The sequence below is a fragment of the Phenylobacterium sp. genome, assembly GCF_030645195.1.
Classification (GTDB): Bacteria; Pseudomonadota; Alphaproteobacteria; order Caulobacterales; family Caulobacteraceae; genus Phenylobacterium.
In genome coordinates, this window is the sequence record NZ_JAUSLW010000098.1 from 12,186 (window position 1) to 27,216 (window position 15,031).

Annotated in this window: 16 protein-coding genes; 9 read left to right on the top strand and 7 right to left on the bottom strand. The window is 68.1% G+C overall.

The genetic code is table 11. From position 1 onward, the window contains the following. Positions 1–33: 33 nt before the first annotated feature. Positions 34–660: a hypothetical protein gene (locus Q7T09_RS08845; protein WP_304699238.1), complete on the bottom strand. Its 627-nt coding sequence runs from the start codon at positions 658–660 to the stop codon at positions 34–36. A 73-nt stretch (positions 661–733) separates the two neighbouring features. On the opposite strand from Q7T09_RS08845, the gene Q7T09_RS08850 reads away from it, so the two are divergent. From Q7T09_RS08850 to Q7T09_RS08870, 5 genes are all read left to right on the top strand, one after another. Beyond that, a complete protein-coding gene (locus Q7T09_RS08850) occupies positions 734–967 on the top strand; it encodes a BolA family protein (protein ID WP_304699239.1) in 234 nt (77 codons plus the stop codon). A gap of 6 nt (positions 968–973) precedes the next feature. Further along, the gene (locus tag Q7T09_RS08855) at positions 974–1,864 is read left to right on the top strand and encodes a hypothetical protein (RefSeq protein WP_304699240.1); all 891 of its coding nucleotides are present in this window, start codon (positions 974–976) and stop codon (positions 1,862–1,864) included. Between the two features lie 92 nt (positions 1,865–1,956). Beyond that, on the top strand, positions 1,957–2,970 hold the full coding sequence (locus Q7T09_RS08860; protein ID WP_304699241.1) for a tripartite tricarboxylate transporter substrate-binding protein: 1,014 nt from the start codon (positions 1,957–1,959) through the stop codon (positions 2,968–2,970). After that, positions 2,970–4,832, top strand: a complete 1,863-nt coding sequence (locus tag Q7T09_RS08865) for a tripartite tricarboxylate transporter permease (protein WP_304699242.1) — start codon at positions 2,970–2,972, stop codon at positions 4,830–4,832. Before Q7T09_RS08860 ends, Q7T09_RS08865 begins: the two co-directional genes overlap by 1 nt. A gap of 8 nt (positions 4,833–4,840) precedes the next feature. Beyond that, positions 4,841–5,677 carry a bifunctional 2-polyprenyl-6-hydroxyphenol methylase/3-demethylubiquinol 3-O-methyltransferase UbiG gene (locus Q7T09_RS08870; protein ID WP_304699243.1) on the top strand — a complete coding sequence of 279 codons (837 nt, stop codon included), beginning with the start codon at positions 4,841–4,843 and terminating at the stop codon, positions 5,675–5,677. Here the strand turns inward: Q7T09_RS08870 and Q7T09_RS08875 are convergent. Further along, positions 5,656–6,672, bottom strand: a complete 1,017-nt coding sequence (locus tag Q7T09_RS08875; RefSeq protein WP_304699244.1) for a hypothetical protein — start codon at positions 6,670–6,672, stop codon at positions 5,656–5,658. The two genes, Q7T09_RS08870 and Q7T09_RS08875, sit on opposite strands and share 22 nt — an antisense overlap. Further along, on the bottom strand, positions 6,669–9,449 hold the full coding sequence (locus tag Q7T09_RS08880; protein ID WP_304699245.1) for a TonB-dependent receptor: 2,781 nt from the start codon (positions 9,447–9,449) through the stop codon (positions 6,669–6,671). The genes Q7T09_RS08875 and Q7T09_RS08880 overlap by 4 nt, the downstream gene beginning before the upstream one ends. Before the next feature lie 191 nt (positions 9,450–9,640). On the opposite strand from Q7T09_RS08880, the gene grxD reads away from it, so the two are divergent. Both grxD and Q7T09_RS08890 read left to right on the top strand, forming a co-directional pair. After that, entirely contained in the window at positions 9,641–9,979 is a 339-nt protein-coding gene (gene grxD, locus Q7T09_RS08885) for a Grx4 family monothiol glutaredoxin (protein ID WP_304699246.1), read from the top strand. A 12-nt stretch (positions 9,980–9,991) separates the two neighbouring features. Next, on the top strand, positions 9,992–10,411 hold the full coding sequence (locus Q7T09_RS08890; protein ID WP_304699247.1) for a thioesterase family protein: 420 nt from the start codon (positions 9,992–9,994) through the stop codon (positions 10,409–10,411). Positions 10,412–10,415: 4 nt separating this feature from the next. Here Q7T09_RS08890 and Q7T09_RS08895 read toward each other — a convergent pair whose 3' ends face one another. The 4 genes from Q7T09_RS08895 to Q7T09_RS08910 form a co-directional block, all read right to left on the bottom strand. Continuing rightward, positions 10,416–10,793 carry a hypothetical protein gene (locus tag Q7T09_RS08895; protein ID WP_304699248.1) on the bottom strand — a complete coding sequence of 126 codons (378 nt, stop codon included), beginning with the start codon at positions 10,791–10,793 and terminating at the stop codon, positions 10,416–10,418. Positions 10,794–10,878: 85 nt separating this feature from the next. Continuing rightward, complete coding sequence (rpsD, locus tag Q7T09_RS08900; protein WP_304699249.1) at positions 10,879–11,496, bottom strand: 30S ribosomal protein S4; 618 nt, start codon at positions 11,494–11,496, stop codon at positions 10,879–10,881. A 155-nt stretch (positions 11,497–11,651) separates the two neighbouring features. After that, positions 11,652–12,911, bottom strand: a complete 1,260-nt coding sequence (locus Q7T09_RS08905) for a DUF1254 domain-containing protein (RefSeq protein WP_304699250.1) — start codon at positions 12,909–12,911, stop codon at positions 11,652–11,654. Between the two features lie 58 nt (positions 12,912–12,969). Next, entirely contained in the window at positions 12,970–13,761 is a 792-nt protein-coding gene (locus tag Q7T09_RS08910; RefSeq protein ID WP_304699251.1) for an RNA methyltransferase, read from the bottom strand. 62 nt (positions 13,762–13,823) lie between these two features. Between Q7T09_RS08910 and bla the strand changes: the two genes are divergently transcribed. Together bla and Q7T09_RS08920 are read left to right on the top strand one after the other, a co-directional pair. Further along, positions 13,824–14,837 carry a class A beta-lactamase gene (gene bla / locus Q7T09_RS08915; protein ID WP_304699252.1) on the top strand — a complete coding sequence of 338 codons (1,014 nt, stop codon included), beginning with the start codon at positions 13,824–13,826 and terminating at the stop codon, positions 14,835–14,837. A gap of 124 nt (positions 14,838–14,961) precedes the next feature. Beyond that, the coding region (locus tag Q7T09_RS08920; protein ID WP_304699253.1) for a hypothetical protein at positions 14,962–15,031 on the top strand (70 nt) is incomplete at its 3' end.

Here is a 15,031-nt window from a genome sequence, read left to right on the forward strand (position 1 = left end):
GAACGGCGGCCCCTCTCCTGATAGGAGGGGGGCCTACCGGTCGCCGTTGCGGATCCAGCGGACGGCGCCCCCGGCCTCGTCGGTCCCGCCGTCGAAGGCCCAGGCCTCGCTCAGACGCACGGCGTTGCGCACCGCCGCCGGCGTCCGGGCCAGGCAGCCCGCCTCCTGGCCCTTGATGGGATAGAGGCCCGTCAGCAGCTTGCGCCGCTTGGCCGTGTCGCCGACGGGGGTCGGAGCTTCGCAGCGGGCGTACCAGAACCGGACATTGGTGATCCGCCCCTGCCCGTCGGAGGCCATGGGCCGCAGGCCGTAATAGAAGGCGCCCAGCTCCGGCGGCGTCTGGATCTGAACCACCACCGGGTCGCCGGCCACCAGCCGATAGGTCTGGACCGTCGGCTCGAAGGCCGACTCATCGTCGCTGCGCTTGACGTCGACGAGGGTGCTGGGGCCCACGACGGCGGCGCTGACGCACTTGGGCCAGGACGCGGCGGGGCTGCGGGGATTGAACTTGCAAGCCGGTTCGATGATGGCCCAGAGACCCGGCCTCAGCACCGGCGCCCCGACGCTGTCGGCCGCGGTGAACAGCGGGCGCTCGGAGCTCACCACCCCGCAGCCGGCCACGCCCAGGGCCAGGCCGAGAATGACGATGATCCGCAGCATGAAACCGACCCCCCAATCCAAGGCTTGTTAAGCTTTCTAGCGCAGAAACGATCTTCTGAGAGGCGCGATTCCCATGCCCATGCCCATCGCCGATCTGGAAGCCTCGCTCCGCGAGGGATTCCCCGACGCCGAGATCCAGGTCGAGGACCTGGCCGGTGATGGCGATCATTATCGCGCTCGCATCGTCTCGAAGGCCTTCGCCGGCCTTTCGCGGGTCAAGCAGCACCAGCTCGTCTACGCCGCCCTGAAGGGCAAGATGGGCGGGGAACTGCATGCGCTCGCGCTCGAGACCCAGGCGCCGGGCTAGACCGCCATGCGCTACCGGCCCTTCGGCGCGAGCGGCAAGGCGGTCTCCGCCGTCAGCCTGTTGCTGCGCGAAGCCCCCAACATGACGACGCCGCACGCTTGGCGGACCCTGGCCTTCTCGGCCATGGAATGCGGCGTCAACTGCTTCGAGATCACCGCCGGGTCCGACATCATGGCGCTCGGGGTCGGCGAGGCCCTGCGGGCCGTGGAGCGCCGGCTGATCTCCATCGGCTGGCGGCTGCGGGGCGATCCCCGCAAGGTGCTGACCGCCGAGGCCATCTCCCTGAGCGTCCGCGGCGGGCTGGCCAAGACCGGCGCCGGCTATTTCGACCTGCTGATGATGGACGAGGCGGCCTTCGAGAGCCTGGCGCCCGACGCTCACGGCTATCTCGCCGACCTGCGCGCCGCGGGCCTGGCCCTGCACATCGGCGTGGTGGGCGACGGCCCCTGCATCGACACCTGCATCGACAGCGGCGCCTTCGACGTGCTGGCCACCCCCTTCAACCTGATCTCCGACTGGAAGGCGCGTCGCCGGATCAAGGACGCCTCGGCCCGCGACATGACCATGATCGCCTACGACCCCTTCCCACCGGCCCTGTGCCGGCCGGGCGGCGGCGGCGTGGTTCCCAAGGCTAGCCTGTTCCGGCGCGCCGAGCCCCTGGCGGGCGCCGGCACCTACGCCTTCCTGCACCAGACCCAGGGCTGGTCGGCCGAGGAACTGTGCCTGGCCTACGCGCTCACCGAACCCGCCTTCGCCACGGTCCAGGTGGAGCAGTTCCGCGCCGAGGCCATCGAGCGCCTGGCGGCCATCAGCGACAAGGACCTGCCCACCGGCGTCGCCGCCCAGATCGAAATGGCCCGCTTCAGCGCCGACGCAGGCGAACAGCGCCGCGCCTGACGACACGACCCATCACCCCCCACCGCATTGGTCCAGCATTGCGCTCAAGGGGAGGCGCGGGCATATTCAGCGGCTGCGCCGGGGGGCTAGAAATGATGCGTCGCAGCTTGTGGCCGGAGTCGGGGGTCACGCGGCGGGCGGCTTTAGCGCTCGGTATCGTCGGCTTGGCCGCCTGCGCGCCAGCCCGACCGAAGGGGCGAACCACGCTGATCACCGGAGCCGCGAGCGGCGGCGGAAATGATGCGTTCGGCCAGCTTTTCGCCCAGCACCTGGGGCGCCTGACGGGACAGACCATCCAGGTCGAGTTTGAAACGCGCGCCGGCGGCAGCCTGGCGGCGAGCCGCCTCGCGAAGGCGCCGGCCGACGGGTCGATCATCAGCATGCTCCCCTCGAAGCTCATCTATGAGGACCAGCTGGCGACAACGGGTGAAACATCGGATTTGGCGCGCTTGAGCTCTTTGGGCGGGATCGGCGCGGACCGCCGGGTCCTGGTGGTCAGCGCACGGAGCGCGATCACGTCCTTTGACGTGCTGGTGAACCGCGCAACCCCGGTGATCCTCGCGGCGTCGACCCTGTCGAGCGGCGGCTATGTCGAGCCCCTGATCGTCAACCATCTTACCGGCGCCAAGCTCAAGCCCATTCCCGGCTACGCCGGAGGCGCCCGGAATCTGGCCGTCCTGTCGGGCGAGGCCGACGGCGCCGTTGGGGAGCTCGCTTCCCTGAAGCCGCTGCTCGATGCGGGCGGTCGGGTCATCCTGCGCCTCAACGACATCGTTGAACCGGCCAGTGCTCAGGCGCCGAGCCTAGCCAGCTTGGCGCATGGGCCCGACCAAGCCGCCCTCCTTTTACTCATCAGCGCCGTCGCCTCGCTCGGGCGGATGTTCACCTTGCCTCCTGGCGCGCCACCGCCCCTGCTGGCCGGTTGGCGGTCCCGGCTGGACCAGGTCGTCGCTGATCCGGTCTTCCGCGCCGCCGCGACGGCCCAAGAATTCAATCTTGACCAAACCGCGGGCGCGGAGGTCGACAGGATCCTCCACCAACTGTTCGACCGATCGACGCCGGTCATTCCCGCCCTGCGTCGCGCGATGGCAGCGCCGAGAGTCTGATGGACCTGGCGCTTGGAGCCTTGGCGAGCCTCATGGCCTCGCCGGCGGCGCTCGCCGCTCTGTTGCTCGGCACCCTGGCCGGGCTGTTGGCTGGCCTGACGCCCGGCGTCAATGGCAGGGCCGGCCTGCTGCTGGTGACCCCGATCGCCCTTGGGTTCGGACCGAGCGCGGGCGCGGTGTTCCTGATCGCCTTCCATTCGGTCGTCCACACCTCAGGCTCGATCCCCGCGATTCTGTTGGGCGCGCCCACATCCGCCTCGGAAGCGGCCACCGCCATCGACGGCTACGCCATGGCGCGGCGTGGAGAGGCCGCCAGGGCGGTTGGCGCGACCCTGACGGCTTCGGCCTTCGGCGGTCTGGTCGGCGCCCTCTTCCTGTTTCTCGCCCTGCCTGCGGCGCTGATGATCATCACCCATGTCGGCACCCCCGAAATCACAGCCCTGTCGCTGCTGGGCTTGCTGTCGATCGCCGCCCTGTCGGGGGGCTGGCTGACGGGCGGTCTGATGGCGGCGGCCCTGGGCGTGCTCATCGCCTCCGTTGGCGTCGATCCCTTCTCCGCGACCCCCCGACTGACTTTCGGCGTGCAGGACCTCTGGGACGGCGTGAACGCCGCCGCCCTCGTCACCGGCCTTTTCGTGGTTCCGGAGCTGGCCGCGCGCGAGCCCGAGACCCAGGTGGCGACGCCCCCCCTCGCGGGATATTCCCAGGTGCTCAAGGGATGTCTTGAAGTCGTCGAGCATCGCTGGCTGATGCTGCGAAGCTCGCTGATCGGCGTCGCCGTCGGCGTCATTCCCGGACTCGGCGCCAGCGCCGCGGTCTGGATCGCCTATGGCCATGCGCGCCAGACCCACCCCTCGGCCGTCCCCTACGGAGAAGGGGCCATCGCCGGAGTCATCGCCCCGGAAGCGGCCAACAACTCCAAGGAGGGCGGATCCCTGGTCCCCACCCTCTTCCTCGGCATTCCGGGGTCGTCAGGCATGGGAATCCTGCTGGCGGCCTTCGCGACCCTGGGGGTTGAGGTCGGCCCCAGGATGCTCGCCAAGACCCCGGAATTTGTGTTCCAGCTGGGCTGGACCAATATCGCCTCCAATCTCCTGGCCGTTCCCCTGTGCCTGGTGATGGCGCCGGCAATGGCGCGTTTCGCCATGCTGCGGCGAAGTGAGGTCGTTCCGGTGGCCCTGGCCGCGGCCCTTGCGGCCACCGCGCTCACCCAGGCCGCTCCCGCGACTCTGTTCCAGCTTGTCGTCTTCTCCGGGCTTGGCCTCTTGTTCAAGGCCGCGAACCTGCCCCGGGCGCCGCTGCTGCTGGGGTTTGTTCTCGGCCCGGGCCTGGAAAGCGGCCTCATTCGGTCCGACATGATCTATGGCTGGAGCGCCCTGATCCGCCCTGGAGTTCTCGTCATTCTAGGACTTTCGGCGACGATCGTCGCAGCCTCGTCCTGGACCCGACTGCGGGCCGGATCCCGAACGCGGGAGCCCGGCGCGCCGCTGAGCCTGCCGGCCGTGGCGCTGACCGGCGTCCTGAGCGCCTCGGCGATTTGGGTCGCGACCACCTTGCCGGCCACGGCGGCCGGCATTCTCTACCTGTCGGGCGGTGTCGGTGTGATCACGGCCGCGGCTTGCGCCGTCCGCTTCTGGCGAGAGAGAGAGTCCGCCTCAACGCCTGCGGCGCCGGATGGCGCAATCCTGATGCTGCTCCTCGGCGCGGTGGCCATCACCGGCCTGGTGAGCCTTCCGCTCGGGGTGGGAGCGTTCGTCTGTTCGGCCTTGGTCATCCGGGGCGGTGTCAGCTATCGGAAGGCCATCCTCATCGCCCTGCTCACGACCTGCGCCGTCCTCGGCCTGCAGACCCTCCAACGGTAAGCTCAGACATGCCCTCCGACACCCGCCTCCTGTCGCCAAACGATCTGGTCGGCCTCGCCCAGGCCGGCTGGCGGCTCGGCGCACGGCTGTGCGTCGACTGCGGCGGCTCTCATCGGATCTGGGGCACGCTCAGGGCCGCAGGGATGGCCAGTGGATTGACCGTTGACGAGCCCGACCTCGCTCCCCGGCTCGCGGGCGTCATCGCGCCGGGCGCGCGCGTGCTCATTGCCGGTTCGGCCGATGGCGCACTGCTTGATCTGGTGGTCCGCGCAACCAAGAGCCGGCCACTTGAGATTCTGGTGATCGATCGCTGCGCCACCCCCTTGGCCGTGATTGAAGCAACTGAGCCCTATGCCGGCGTCACCGTCCGAACCCGTCAGCTCGACCTGACCAAGCTCGAGGGCGCAGAGCGTTGGGATGTCATCGTCTCGCACTCCCTGCTTCCCCACCTCCCGCCGGCCGCCCTAATCGAGGCTCTCAGGCGCATGCGCGGAGCCCTTGCCCCTGGCGGCCGCCTGATCCTGGTGGCTCGCACCTTCCACCCGACAACCGATCAGGGCGCCGCGGACTTTCCAAGGATCTGGACACGACAGGCCCTGGAGAGAATCACCGCGGCTGGAGTCCCGATTCCGGAGCCGGCGGAGGATTTCGACGCCGCCTTGCGGCGACACGCGGAGGCCCGGTCAAGGCCGCAATGGGATCTTGCGACCGGCGAAGCGATCGCCGAACAGCTGACCAGGGGGGGGTTTGAGGTTCTCGAGACCGCCAAGATCCAGGGCGAATCGCGCTCCATCCCGATCCGACGGGCCCGCGAGAAACAGGGCTACGTCTTCGTCGCGCGCTGAGCCGCCTTGCACAGCAGCAGTCTGCGGACACCGGCGATCATCGGCGCCATAGCGGCCGCGTTTCGGGAATTCCCTCGCTCTGACCGAGCCACGAAATTCATCGTGGCGTTCGCCTCGAACACCGTGAGGCGTCCGTTGGGGTCAAGGCTGGCGTCCAGGCCGAAGTAGTCGAGCCCGACTCGGGCGCCGATCTCGTTCAAGGCCAACTTGGTCACGGCCGGAAGGCCGTCGTATCCGGCCTCGATCGCCGCGCGACTCTCCTCCAGCCAGTCCGCGCGGTTGGACATCTCTCGGGAGCTGCGACCGTGGATGTTCCAGTGGTCGGCGACGATGTGCTGACGCACCACCACATCATCGCCGACGAAGAAGAAGCGGCTCTTCCGGTACAGGCCATCGCGGTGTCGAACATCGACGAACTCCGTCAGATAATACTCCTGGCGGCGGTCCCCGTAGACGCCCGTGATCTCCCCCGGGCTCTGAAACACACCCACCAGCTCACCATTGTGGGTGCCGGTGCGGCGGACAATTCCGGGAAACTGGAAGCCGGCCTCCTCCACCTGGCGCTCGACCCGCTCCAGGGTCGGATTGCGCAGAAGGAGGGTCTTGGGCATGTGCACGTTGTCGATTGCGGCCAACCGGCTGGCGATGTGGTGACGCCGCGTCTGCAGGATCGCCCGCGCCGGATCGATGACCGGAATGTCGAGTTCGCCCGTGAACTTCTCGATCGCCGCCAGGGTCGCCGGATGCATGTCGGCGTCAGAGACCATGTTCCAGAAGATGTCGATGTCGGCGATGTTCCACCGGCGCGCCTTGCGGAAATAGCTCGGGGCGATGTGGATGCGGGCATGGTTGAACTCCCCCGCCGGCAGCAGGGCCAGCACCCGGCCGGCGTCGTTGTTGCCCTCCAGATAGACGACGCCTTCCTGGTCAAACTGGATCGTTCGATCGAAGTCGTTGCCGACGATGAACCCCACGCGCAGCTTGCCGTCGGTCAAAAGCGGTACCTCGCGCCGACGAAGAACTGCCGCCCGGTGTGGGTGTAGTCCTCGGAGTTGCGCCGTTCGGACGAGATCCAGCGATCTTCGAACTGGTCGGTGAGATTGACGCCCTCGAAGGTCAGGCTGAGCTGGTCGCTGAGCCTGTAGGTGGCTGAGACATCCACATTCAGAGTCTTGTTCTTGCCCCGCACGTCGTTGCCGTTCCCGCCGGGCACGCCGATCAGATACGCGTCGCGATAGGAGGCGGACACCCGCGCGCTGAACCGCTCGTCCTCATAGTAGAGCGTCGCGTTCCAGGAGCGCGGCGACAGGCCGACCAGGGGGAGCGTCACGCTTTTGGCCGGTGTGGCCGTGGTGTCGGTGATGTAGGTCACCGTGGACTCGGCGTGGGTGTAGTTCACGACGCCTCCGAATCGATCGAAGGGCGCGGGCAGGAAGGTAAAGGGGCCTTGCAGATTGAGTTCATACCCCTTCAGTTCGCCGCCGGCCGTGTTGAGGAGCTGGCTGACCAGGAAGATGGTGTCGGGGGTGTTGCGGGTGGACAGCAGGCTGACGGGTAGGCCCGTCGCGCTGTAGGGCATCGTGGCCGCCGAACTCTGGATGTAGGACTGCAGGTCCTTGTAGAACAGGCCAAGGCTGAACTGGGTTTCCCGCGCGGGATACCACTCGAAATTCAGGTCGAAGGTGGTCGCCCGGATCGGATCGAGCAGAGGATTGCCGATGGTCAGGGTGTGGGCGGTGTTGTTGAGCGAGCCGCCCGGAGTCAGGTTCGGAAGCTGCGGGCGGGACATCACCTTGGCCGCGCCGAAGCGGATCAGCAGGTCCTCGCGGGGCTCGAGCACCAGGTTGAGGGCCGGCAGGGTGTCGTCGTATTTGCGCGGAACCGCCACATAGGTCGACCCCACATAGCCACGGGCCACGCTCGTCGTGGCGGCGCGCCGGACGCCGACATTTCCCCGTAGCGGCATGTCGAACAGGGTCGTTTCGAAGTCGGCCTGGAGATAGAGGCCCAGGTCCCGCTCGCCCACGTCGCGGTTGGCGCCGCGCTGATTGTCCGAGCTGACCCTGAAGTCGCCATAGGCGTTGACGCAGTTGCAGTAGAGGTCGAGCAGGGTGGCGATCTTGGTCACATCTGGCGCGAGCCAGGTGGTGTCCGTCCCGGCCGGCGCCCCTAGACCCCGGCCGAAACCGGTGACCAGCGTACTGATCTCGCTGAGGGCCACGCCTGGGATCGGCACAGCGCCGTCGGCGACGCCGTTGATCGTGTAGCGCCGCCACTCCGCGGTGGTGAACCTGTAGTCCTTGAACAACAGGCCGCCCTTCAGGGTGAGGCCGTCACTGACCTTGGAGCTGGCGTCGACGCCGAGGGTCTTGAAGCGATTGACGGTCTTGTTGGGCCGCATGCGCAGCAGGGAGGGGACGCCCTTGGCCGAGCTAGAACTGAACTCCCAGTTGGCCGGATCAGTGACGTCGAAACCGTAGTTCAAGCTGGGGAGGGTCTGGCTGGTGGAATAGTCGTAGTTGTAGCCGAGGTGATTGTAGCGATCGAACGAGACCGTCGTCTGGACCGGGTTGTCCTGGATCGATCGCGACTGCGCCACCCGCGCCTTGACCTCGAAGCGGTCATTGAACCTGTGAGCCAGCTTGAGGGACAGCTGGCTGAATTCACTTGAGAGTTCGTCATAGCGCGCTTCGCTGCGCACGTCCGTGTTGTCGAAATTGGCTTTCACCAACTGGTTCCGGGCGTCGATCACCGGGTTTCGGACGGTGGTCTGGTCGAGCCTGACCAGGTAGGTGGTCAGATACCGTTCGCTCCGGTCGCCGTCGAACAGGGCGAACAGGGCGTCGAAGGTGACGGAAGTCGCGTCGGTGGGCGCGAACTGGATGGCTGCAGTGGTCCCGTACCTCTGCCAGTCATAGGCAAGCCGCTGATACCGAGGGATTCTCGCGTGCCAGGCCGAGTTGACCGCGCTGTAGACCCCGGCGGGGTTGCCGCAGGCGCCGGCCTGCTGGAAGCAGCCGCCGGAATTGGTCGGAACCGCGGGGCTCTCCCAGCGATTGGAGATCGACCCCTCCTCATGGATGCGCCGGGCGCTGTAGGCGACGGACACCAGGGCGCCCAGCTTGCCGTCGAACCACGAGTCTGACAGCAGCACCGTCGCGCGCGGATCGTACTCTCGCGACAGGTCGTTGTAGCCGTACTGCAGGCCGCCGATGAGCGTGAAACCCGTATAGTCAAGGGGTTTGGCGGTTTCCAGATCGACTGTTGCGCCCAGAGAGCCCTCCTCCAGCTCCGCCGACTGCGCCTTGCGCACCGTCACGCGGCTGAAAAGTTCCGAGGCGAAGATCTGGAAATCGAAGCTTCGGCCTCGGTTGGCTCCGCCCGAGGTGTCCTTGCCGCCCGTGGTGGCCAGGGCCTCGAAGCCGTTGAGTCGAACACGGCTGAAGTCGCCCGACAGGCCACGCACGGTGATGGAGCGCCCTTCACCGCCGTCCCGATCGATAGCGACCCCGGGAATCCGCTGCAGGGCCTCGGCCAGGTTCAAGTCGGGAAAGTCGGCGATGTCCTCGGCGTTGATGACGTCGACGATGTCGGTGCGGGCGCGCTTGATCTCGATGGCGCTGGCCAGGCTGGCCCGGAAGCCGGTGACCACCAGCTCATCGACCTCGGCGGTCTGGGCGTGGGCCGAGCTGGTGGCGAGGACGCCGACAACGGCCAGGATGCGGATCCTCGCCCCCCGCCTGCGCGGGCGGCTCGAAGATTGTGATTTCATATGCAGGCCCCCCACGAAAGGAAATTACCGGCCCGCAAAACCTTGGCAAGGCGCACTGGACGTCCGGAGCCAGACTATTTCTTTGGACGCAGGTCGGCGGGTCCCTCCAACCGCTCAAACGCGCCGCCGCTTGACCAGCGGCCCTCGGCTCCCTAGCTCTCAGCCGAACGTTTCGACGAAAGAGCCGTCCCATGACCGACGCCGCCAGCCCCGTGCATGATTTCATCGCCAAGACCGTCACCGACAATTCGGTGGTCCTGTTCATGAAGGGCGTGCCCGAACAGCCCCAGTGCGGGTTCTCCGGCATGGTCGTCCAAGTGCTCGACCACTTGGGCGTCGACTTCGTGGGGGTCAACGTCCTGCAGGACAACGCCCTGCGCGACGGCATCAAGACCTTCAGCGACTGGCCGACGATCCCGCAACTCTATGTGAAGGGCGAGTTCGTCGGCGGCGCCGACATCGTCAGGGAGATGTTCCAGTCGGGCGAACTCAAGCCCCTGCTGATCGAACAGGGCGTGCTCGCCGCCTAAGCCGGGCTCCCTGTGACCAGGCTGCTTGAACCGCCCGAAGGCCAGCAGGTCTTCGAGGCCAGCTTCACGCCGCAAGCCTCCGACATCGACGCCAATGGCCATGTGAACAACGTGGTCTATCTGCGCTGGATCCAGGACATGGCCACCGCCCACTGGGCCGCCCGCCAGCCGGCGGAGGACCAGGCGCGCTGGGCCTGGATCGTCCTGCGCCACGAGGTGGATTACCGCCGGGCGCTCTTGCCGGGCGAGACCGCACGGGCCCGGACCTGGGTGGCGCGGAGACCCGATGGTCCCCGCTTCGACCGCTATGTCCGGATCGACGGCCCCGACGGCGCCATGTGCGCCCAGGCGGTCACCGTCTGGTGCCTGATCGACGCCGCCACCGGCCGCCCCAAGCGGGTGCCGCAGGACATCGTGGATCGGTTTATCTGAAGCCTCAACCGCCCGGCCCGGTCCACGGGTAGAAGGGGTTCAGCAGGAACAGCGGCGTGCGGCCCGCCACCCCCAGCTCGGCATAGGTGAAGGTCAGGTCGGTGTGACCCATGGCGAAGGACTTGCACGGGTCCAGGCGCTTGCGGCCGAAGGCGAGCGTCACGGCGTCCCCCTTCCTCTCCACGAAGAAGGCGAAGTCCTCCTTCCTGGTGCAGCCGTTGGAGGAGACCCGGATGGTCAGGGCCTCGCGCCCGGCGCTGGCGGAGTAGAGCGGCTCAAGCTCCCCCAGGGCCGATCCGGCCGGGGCGACGATGGGCGGGGCCGCGGTGGCGCAGCCGGCGAGCAGGCTCAAGGCCCCGATCAACAGAAGGCGACGATGCATGGCCCCACTTCGCCACGGATCGCGCCCAAGCAAAAGGCCCCGGATCGCTCCGGGGCCTTGGCTGAACTCGAAAAGTCGGACGTGATCAGGACGAATAGAATTCGATGACCAGGTTCGGCTCCATCTTCACAGCGTAGGGAACCTCGCTGAATTCCGGCTGACGGATGAACTTGGCGGTCATCGCCTTGGTGTCCAGCTCGATGTAGTCGGGGGTGTCGCGCTCGCCTGACTGCAGGGCTTCGAGCACGAGGGCCATGTTCTTGGAACGCTCACGGACGGAGACGATGTCGCCGGCCTTCACGCGGTAGGAGGCGATGTTGACGCGCTTGCCGTTCACCAGCACGTGGCCGTGGTTCACGAACTGACGGGCTGCGAAGACGGTCGGCACGAACTTGGCGCGATAGACGACGGCGTCCAGGCGCGATTCCAGCAGGCCGATCAGGTTTTCCGAGGTGTTGCCCTTGCGGCGGTCGGCTTCCTCGTAGGTGCGGACGAACTGCTTCTCGGTGATGTTGCCGTAGAAGCCCTTCAGCTTCTGCTTGGCGCGCAGCTGCAGGCCGAAGTCGGAGACCTTCTGCTTGCGACGCTGACCGTGCTGGCCGGGGCCGTACTGGCGGGCGTTCACCGGGGACTTCGGACGACCCCAGATGTTTTCGCCCATCCGGCGGTCGATTTTGTACTTCGCGGAATGCCGCTTGGACATGAGTAGCTCTTTCAAACACGATCCGGGCCGGCGCCTTCATAAGCGAAGGCGCGATTTCAACGGCGGCGTCCAGATCACCCGTCATAGATATCCGCAGCCGCCAGGGTGACCCGGCGGCGCGAAGGGGCGGTTTATGTCGTCGCAGCCCCTCGGAGTCAACCGGCGTCGGCCGGAACCACCGGCGGCAGGCGGTAGCCGCCCTCCAGCAGTTCGGTCTTGGGCAGGTAGGCCCGCATGAACAGCGCGAAGGGCCCGGCCGGGGCGGGCAGCCAGTTGGCGGTGCGCTCGCCGCCCGGATCCTGGTGGCCGATCCAGATGTCGAGGGACCCGTCGGCGTTCGTGACCAGGCCCTCGGTGCGGTCGCCGATGGCGTAGCGGGCGAGCGGATTGTCGGTGAAGAAGAACTGCCCGTCCTGCGTCGCCTCATAGAGGCTCAGCGACCAGAAGGAATGGACCGGGAGGTGGCCGCCCGCCGGGAAGGAAAGCCGCCAGGGCCGGGTCCCATCGAACAGGGCGCGCGGCAGGTCGCCCTCGGCCCGCATGTACATCGCTTCCTCCGGCGGCAGGGCGGCCAGGCCCGCCACCGCCACCGAGGCCCGCAGGCCGTAGTCCTGGCCGAAATTGCCCAACCGCGCCGAGGGATAGGACCAGCCCTCGACGAAGCCCGCCCCCGAGAGCCCCCCCTTGCGCGCGGCGATCTTGCCCTCGGCCAGGCCCGCCTCGATGGCGGCGGCCTGCTCCGGCGAAAACCGCGAGGCGTCAAAGTCGGCGAGGCCCAACGGCGCCATGGAGGCCAGGAAGGCGCGGTCCTCGACGCGCGGCGGGTTGGCGGCCATCAGCCGGGCGGCGGTCTCGAAATACTCGTCCCAGGGCGCGCCGCGATGGGCGAAGGGGCCGGGGGTCGGGGCGGCGGGGCCCTGCATGGAGAGGCCGTGCTGCACGGCCTTGGCGCCCTCCACGTCGTGGGGGCCATCCACCAGGATGCGGGCCAGGGCCCAGACATGGTTGGTGGGGGAGCGGACCACATTGGGCCCCTCAGCGGCGTCGGTCGGCCCCACCAGGGTGAAGGTCCCGCCGTCCGGCCCCGTGGTTCGGGTCCCCAGGATGGCGAAGTTGTTGGTGTAGGCGTCCATCAGGGCCAGCGAGACATAGCGGTCACCGGTGGCGGGCAGGTTGAGGGTCACCGGCCCCTGGGACAGATCCACCTGGGCTGTGGAATAGAAGGTGTCGTTATTGGGGGTGGTGACGGCCCGCGCCGTGTGGTCGGCCAGCCGGCGCATGTGGCCAAAGACGTTCATCGGCGAACCGGCCACCAGGCCTCGCGACCGGGTGGTGGCGATCTCCACCAGGGGCAGGGTGAAGAGATAGGCGTCTCGCGCCGCGGTCTTCAGGGCCTCGAGGTCCTTGGTGGCCATGGTGTTCTCCCCGTCTTGGCGCCGAACCCTTGGCCCGCGCGGCCAAGCTTCGCAAGCCTCAGGCCTCGGGCAGGCCCTGCTTGGCCTTCTCCCGGGCCAGCTTGTGCAGGGCGCGGCCGCGGCCCTTGGACAGCGCCGTGACCACGCCGCGGAAGGTGCGCACCTCCTGGTCGGAGAAGCGGGCGCGGCCGAGGGCCGAGCGCAGGTTCTGCATCATGGAGGGCTTCTTCTCCGGCGGATGGAAGAAACCGGCGGCCTCCAGTTCCTGCTCGAAATGGTCGTAGAGCCCCTGCATGGCGGCGGCGTCGGCCGGCGGCGGGGCGTCGCGGAAGATGGCCGGGGCGCCGGTCGCCTGGGTCATACGCCACTCATAGGCCAGGATGATCACCGCCTGGGCCAGGTTGAGCGACCGGAAGCGCGGGTCGATGGGCAGGGTCACCACCGCCTGGCAGAGCGCGATGTCGGCGGTCTCCAGCCCGGCGCGCTCGCCGCCGAACAGCAGGCCGACCTTGCGGCCCTCGGCCACCTCGTGGATCAGGTTGGCCGCCGCCTCGCGCGGGGTGAGGATGGGAAGCTGCAGTTCGCGCGGGCGGGCGGTGGTGGCGTAGACCAGGTGCAGGTCGGCGATGGCGGCCTCGACGCTGTCATAGACGCGGGCGGCGTTCAGCGGCCATTCGGCGCCGGAGGCCGAGGACCAGGCCCGTTCCTGGGGCCAGCCGTCGCGGGGATTGACCAGCCTCAGGTCGGCCAGGCCGAAATTGGCCATGGCGCGGGCCACCGCCCCGATGTTCTGGGCCAGCTGCGGCATATTGAGGATGATGCAGGGCGGAGCGGCGGAACCTGTGGGCATGGCGCGTTTTCAATCGCTTGCCCGTCTCATTGCAAGGGCGGTGTGTGCTAAGGGCCTCGATCATGCGTATCCCCCTGCTCGTCGCCCTCGCCGGCCTGGTCCTCGCCGCCTGCGGGCAAGGCTCGCCGCAGACCGCCTCCACGACGCCGCAGATCAACATGGCGGCGATGAACACCGAGGTCGTGGAGATCGCCGAGCGCGCCAAGCCCGGCGTCCTGGGGATCGGCGTGATGAACCTGGAGAGCGGCCAGAGCTGGGACTTCAACGGCGAGCGCCGCTTCCCCATGCAGAGCGTGTTCAAGGCGCCCCTGGGCGCCGCGGTCCTGGCCGAGGTGGACGCCAGGCGCCTGAGCCTGGATGATCCGATCCTGATCACCGACCAGGACCTGTCGCCCCCCTTCAGTCCCTTGGCCGACGCCTGGCCGGCGCGGCGCGACTACACCGTGCGCGAACTGCTGACCGCCGCCGTCGGCCGCTCGGACAACACCGCCGCCGACGTGCTGATGAGGAAGATCGGCGGGCCAGGCGCGGTGACCGCCTGGCTGGTGAACAAGAAGGTCGAGGAGATGCGCGTCGACCGCTACGAGCGCCAGCTGCAGCCCGACATCGCCGGCATGGCCTCGTTTCGGCCGGCCTGGAAGGGTGCGGCCTATATGACGGTGCTGACCTCGATCCCGCCGGAGACCCGGCGCAGGGCCACGGCGTCCTACATGGCCGACCCGCAGGACACCGCCACGCCCCGCGGGGCGCTCGCCTTCCTCGACCGCCTCGACGACGGCGAGCTGCTGACCCCGGCCTCCACCGCCCTGCTGCTGAAGATCATGACCGAGACGCCCAGCGGCGCCGACCGCCTGAAGGCGGGCTTCCCGAAGACCGCGCGCCTGGCCCACAAGACCGGGACCGCGCGAACCGACCTGGGGATGACCCCGGCGGTCAACGATATCGGCATCGTCACCCTGGCCGATGGCCGGCGCTACGCCGTGGCTGTCTTCCTCTCCGGCTCGACCCTGGATGACGCGGACAACGAGAAGATCATCGCCGATGTGGCCCGGATGGTGACCCGCGGCGTGCAGTAGCGTTCCTTGGCCAGGAACGCTTCGCGGCTAATCCGCGCCTGGGGGCTCGGCGGCCTTTGCGTCGAGGCCGACGCCTAGTATACGGCCCCAAAGCCAATTTTACGCCCCGGAGCGCATCGCCCTCATGGCCAAGATCAAAGTCGCCAATCCTGTCGTCGATATCGATGGCGATGAGATGACCCGCATCATCTGGC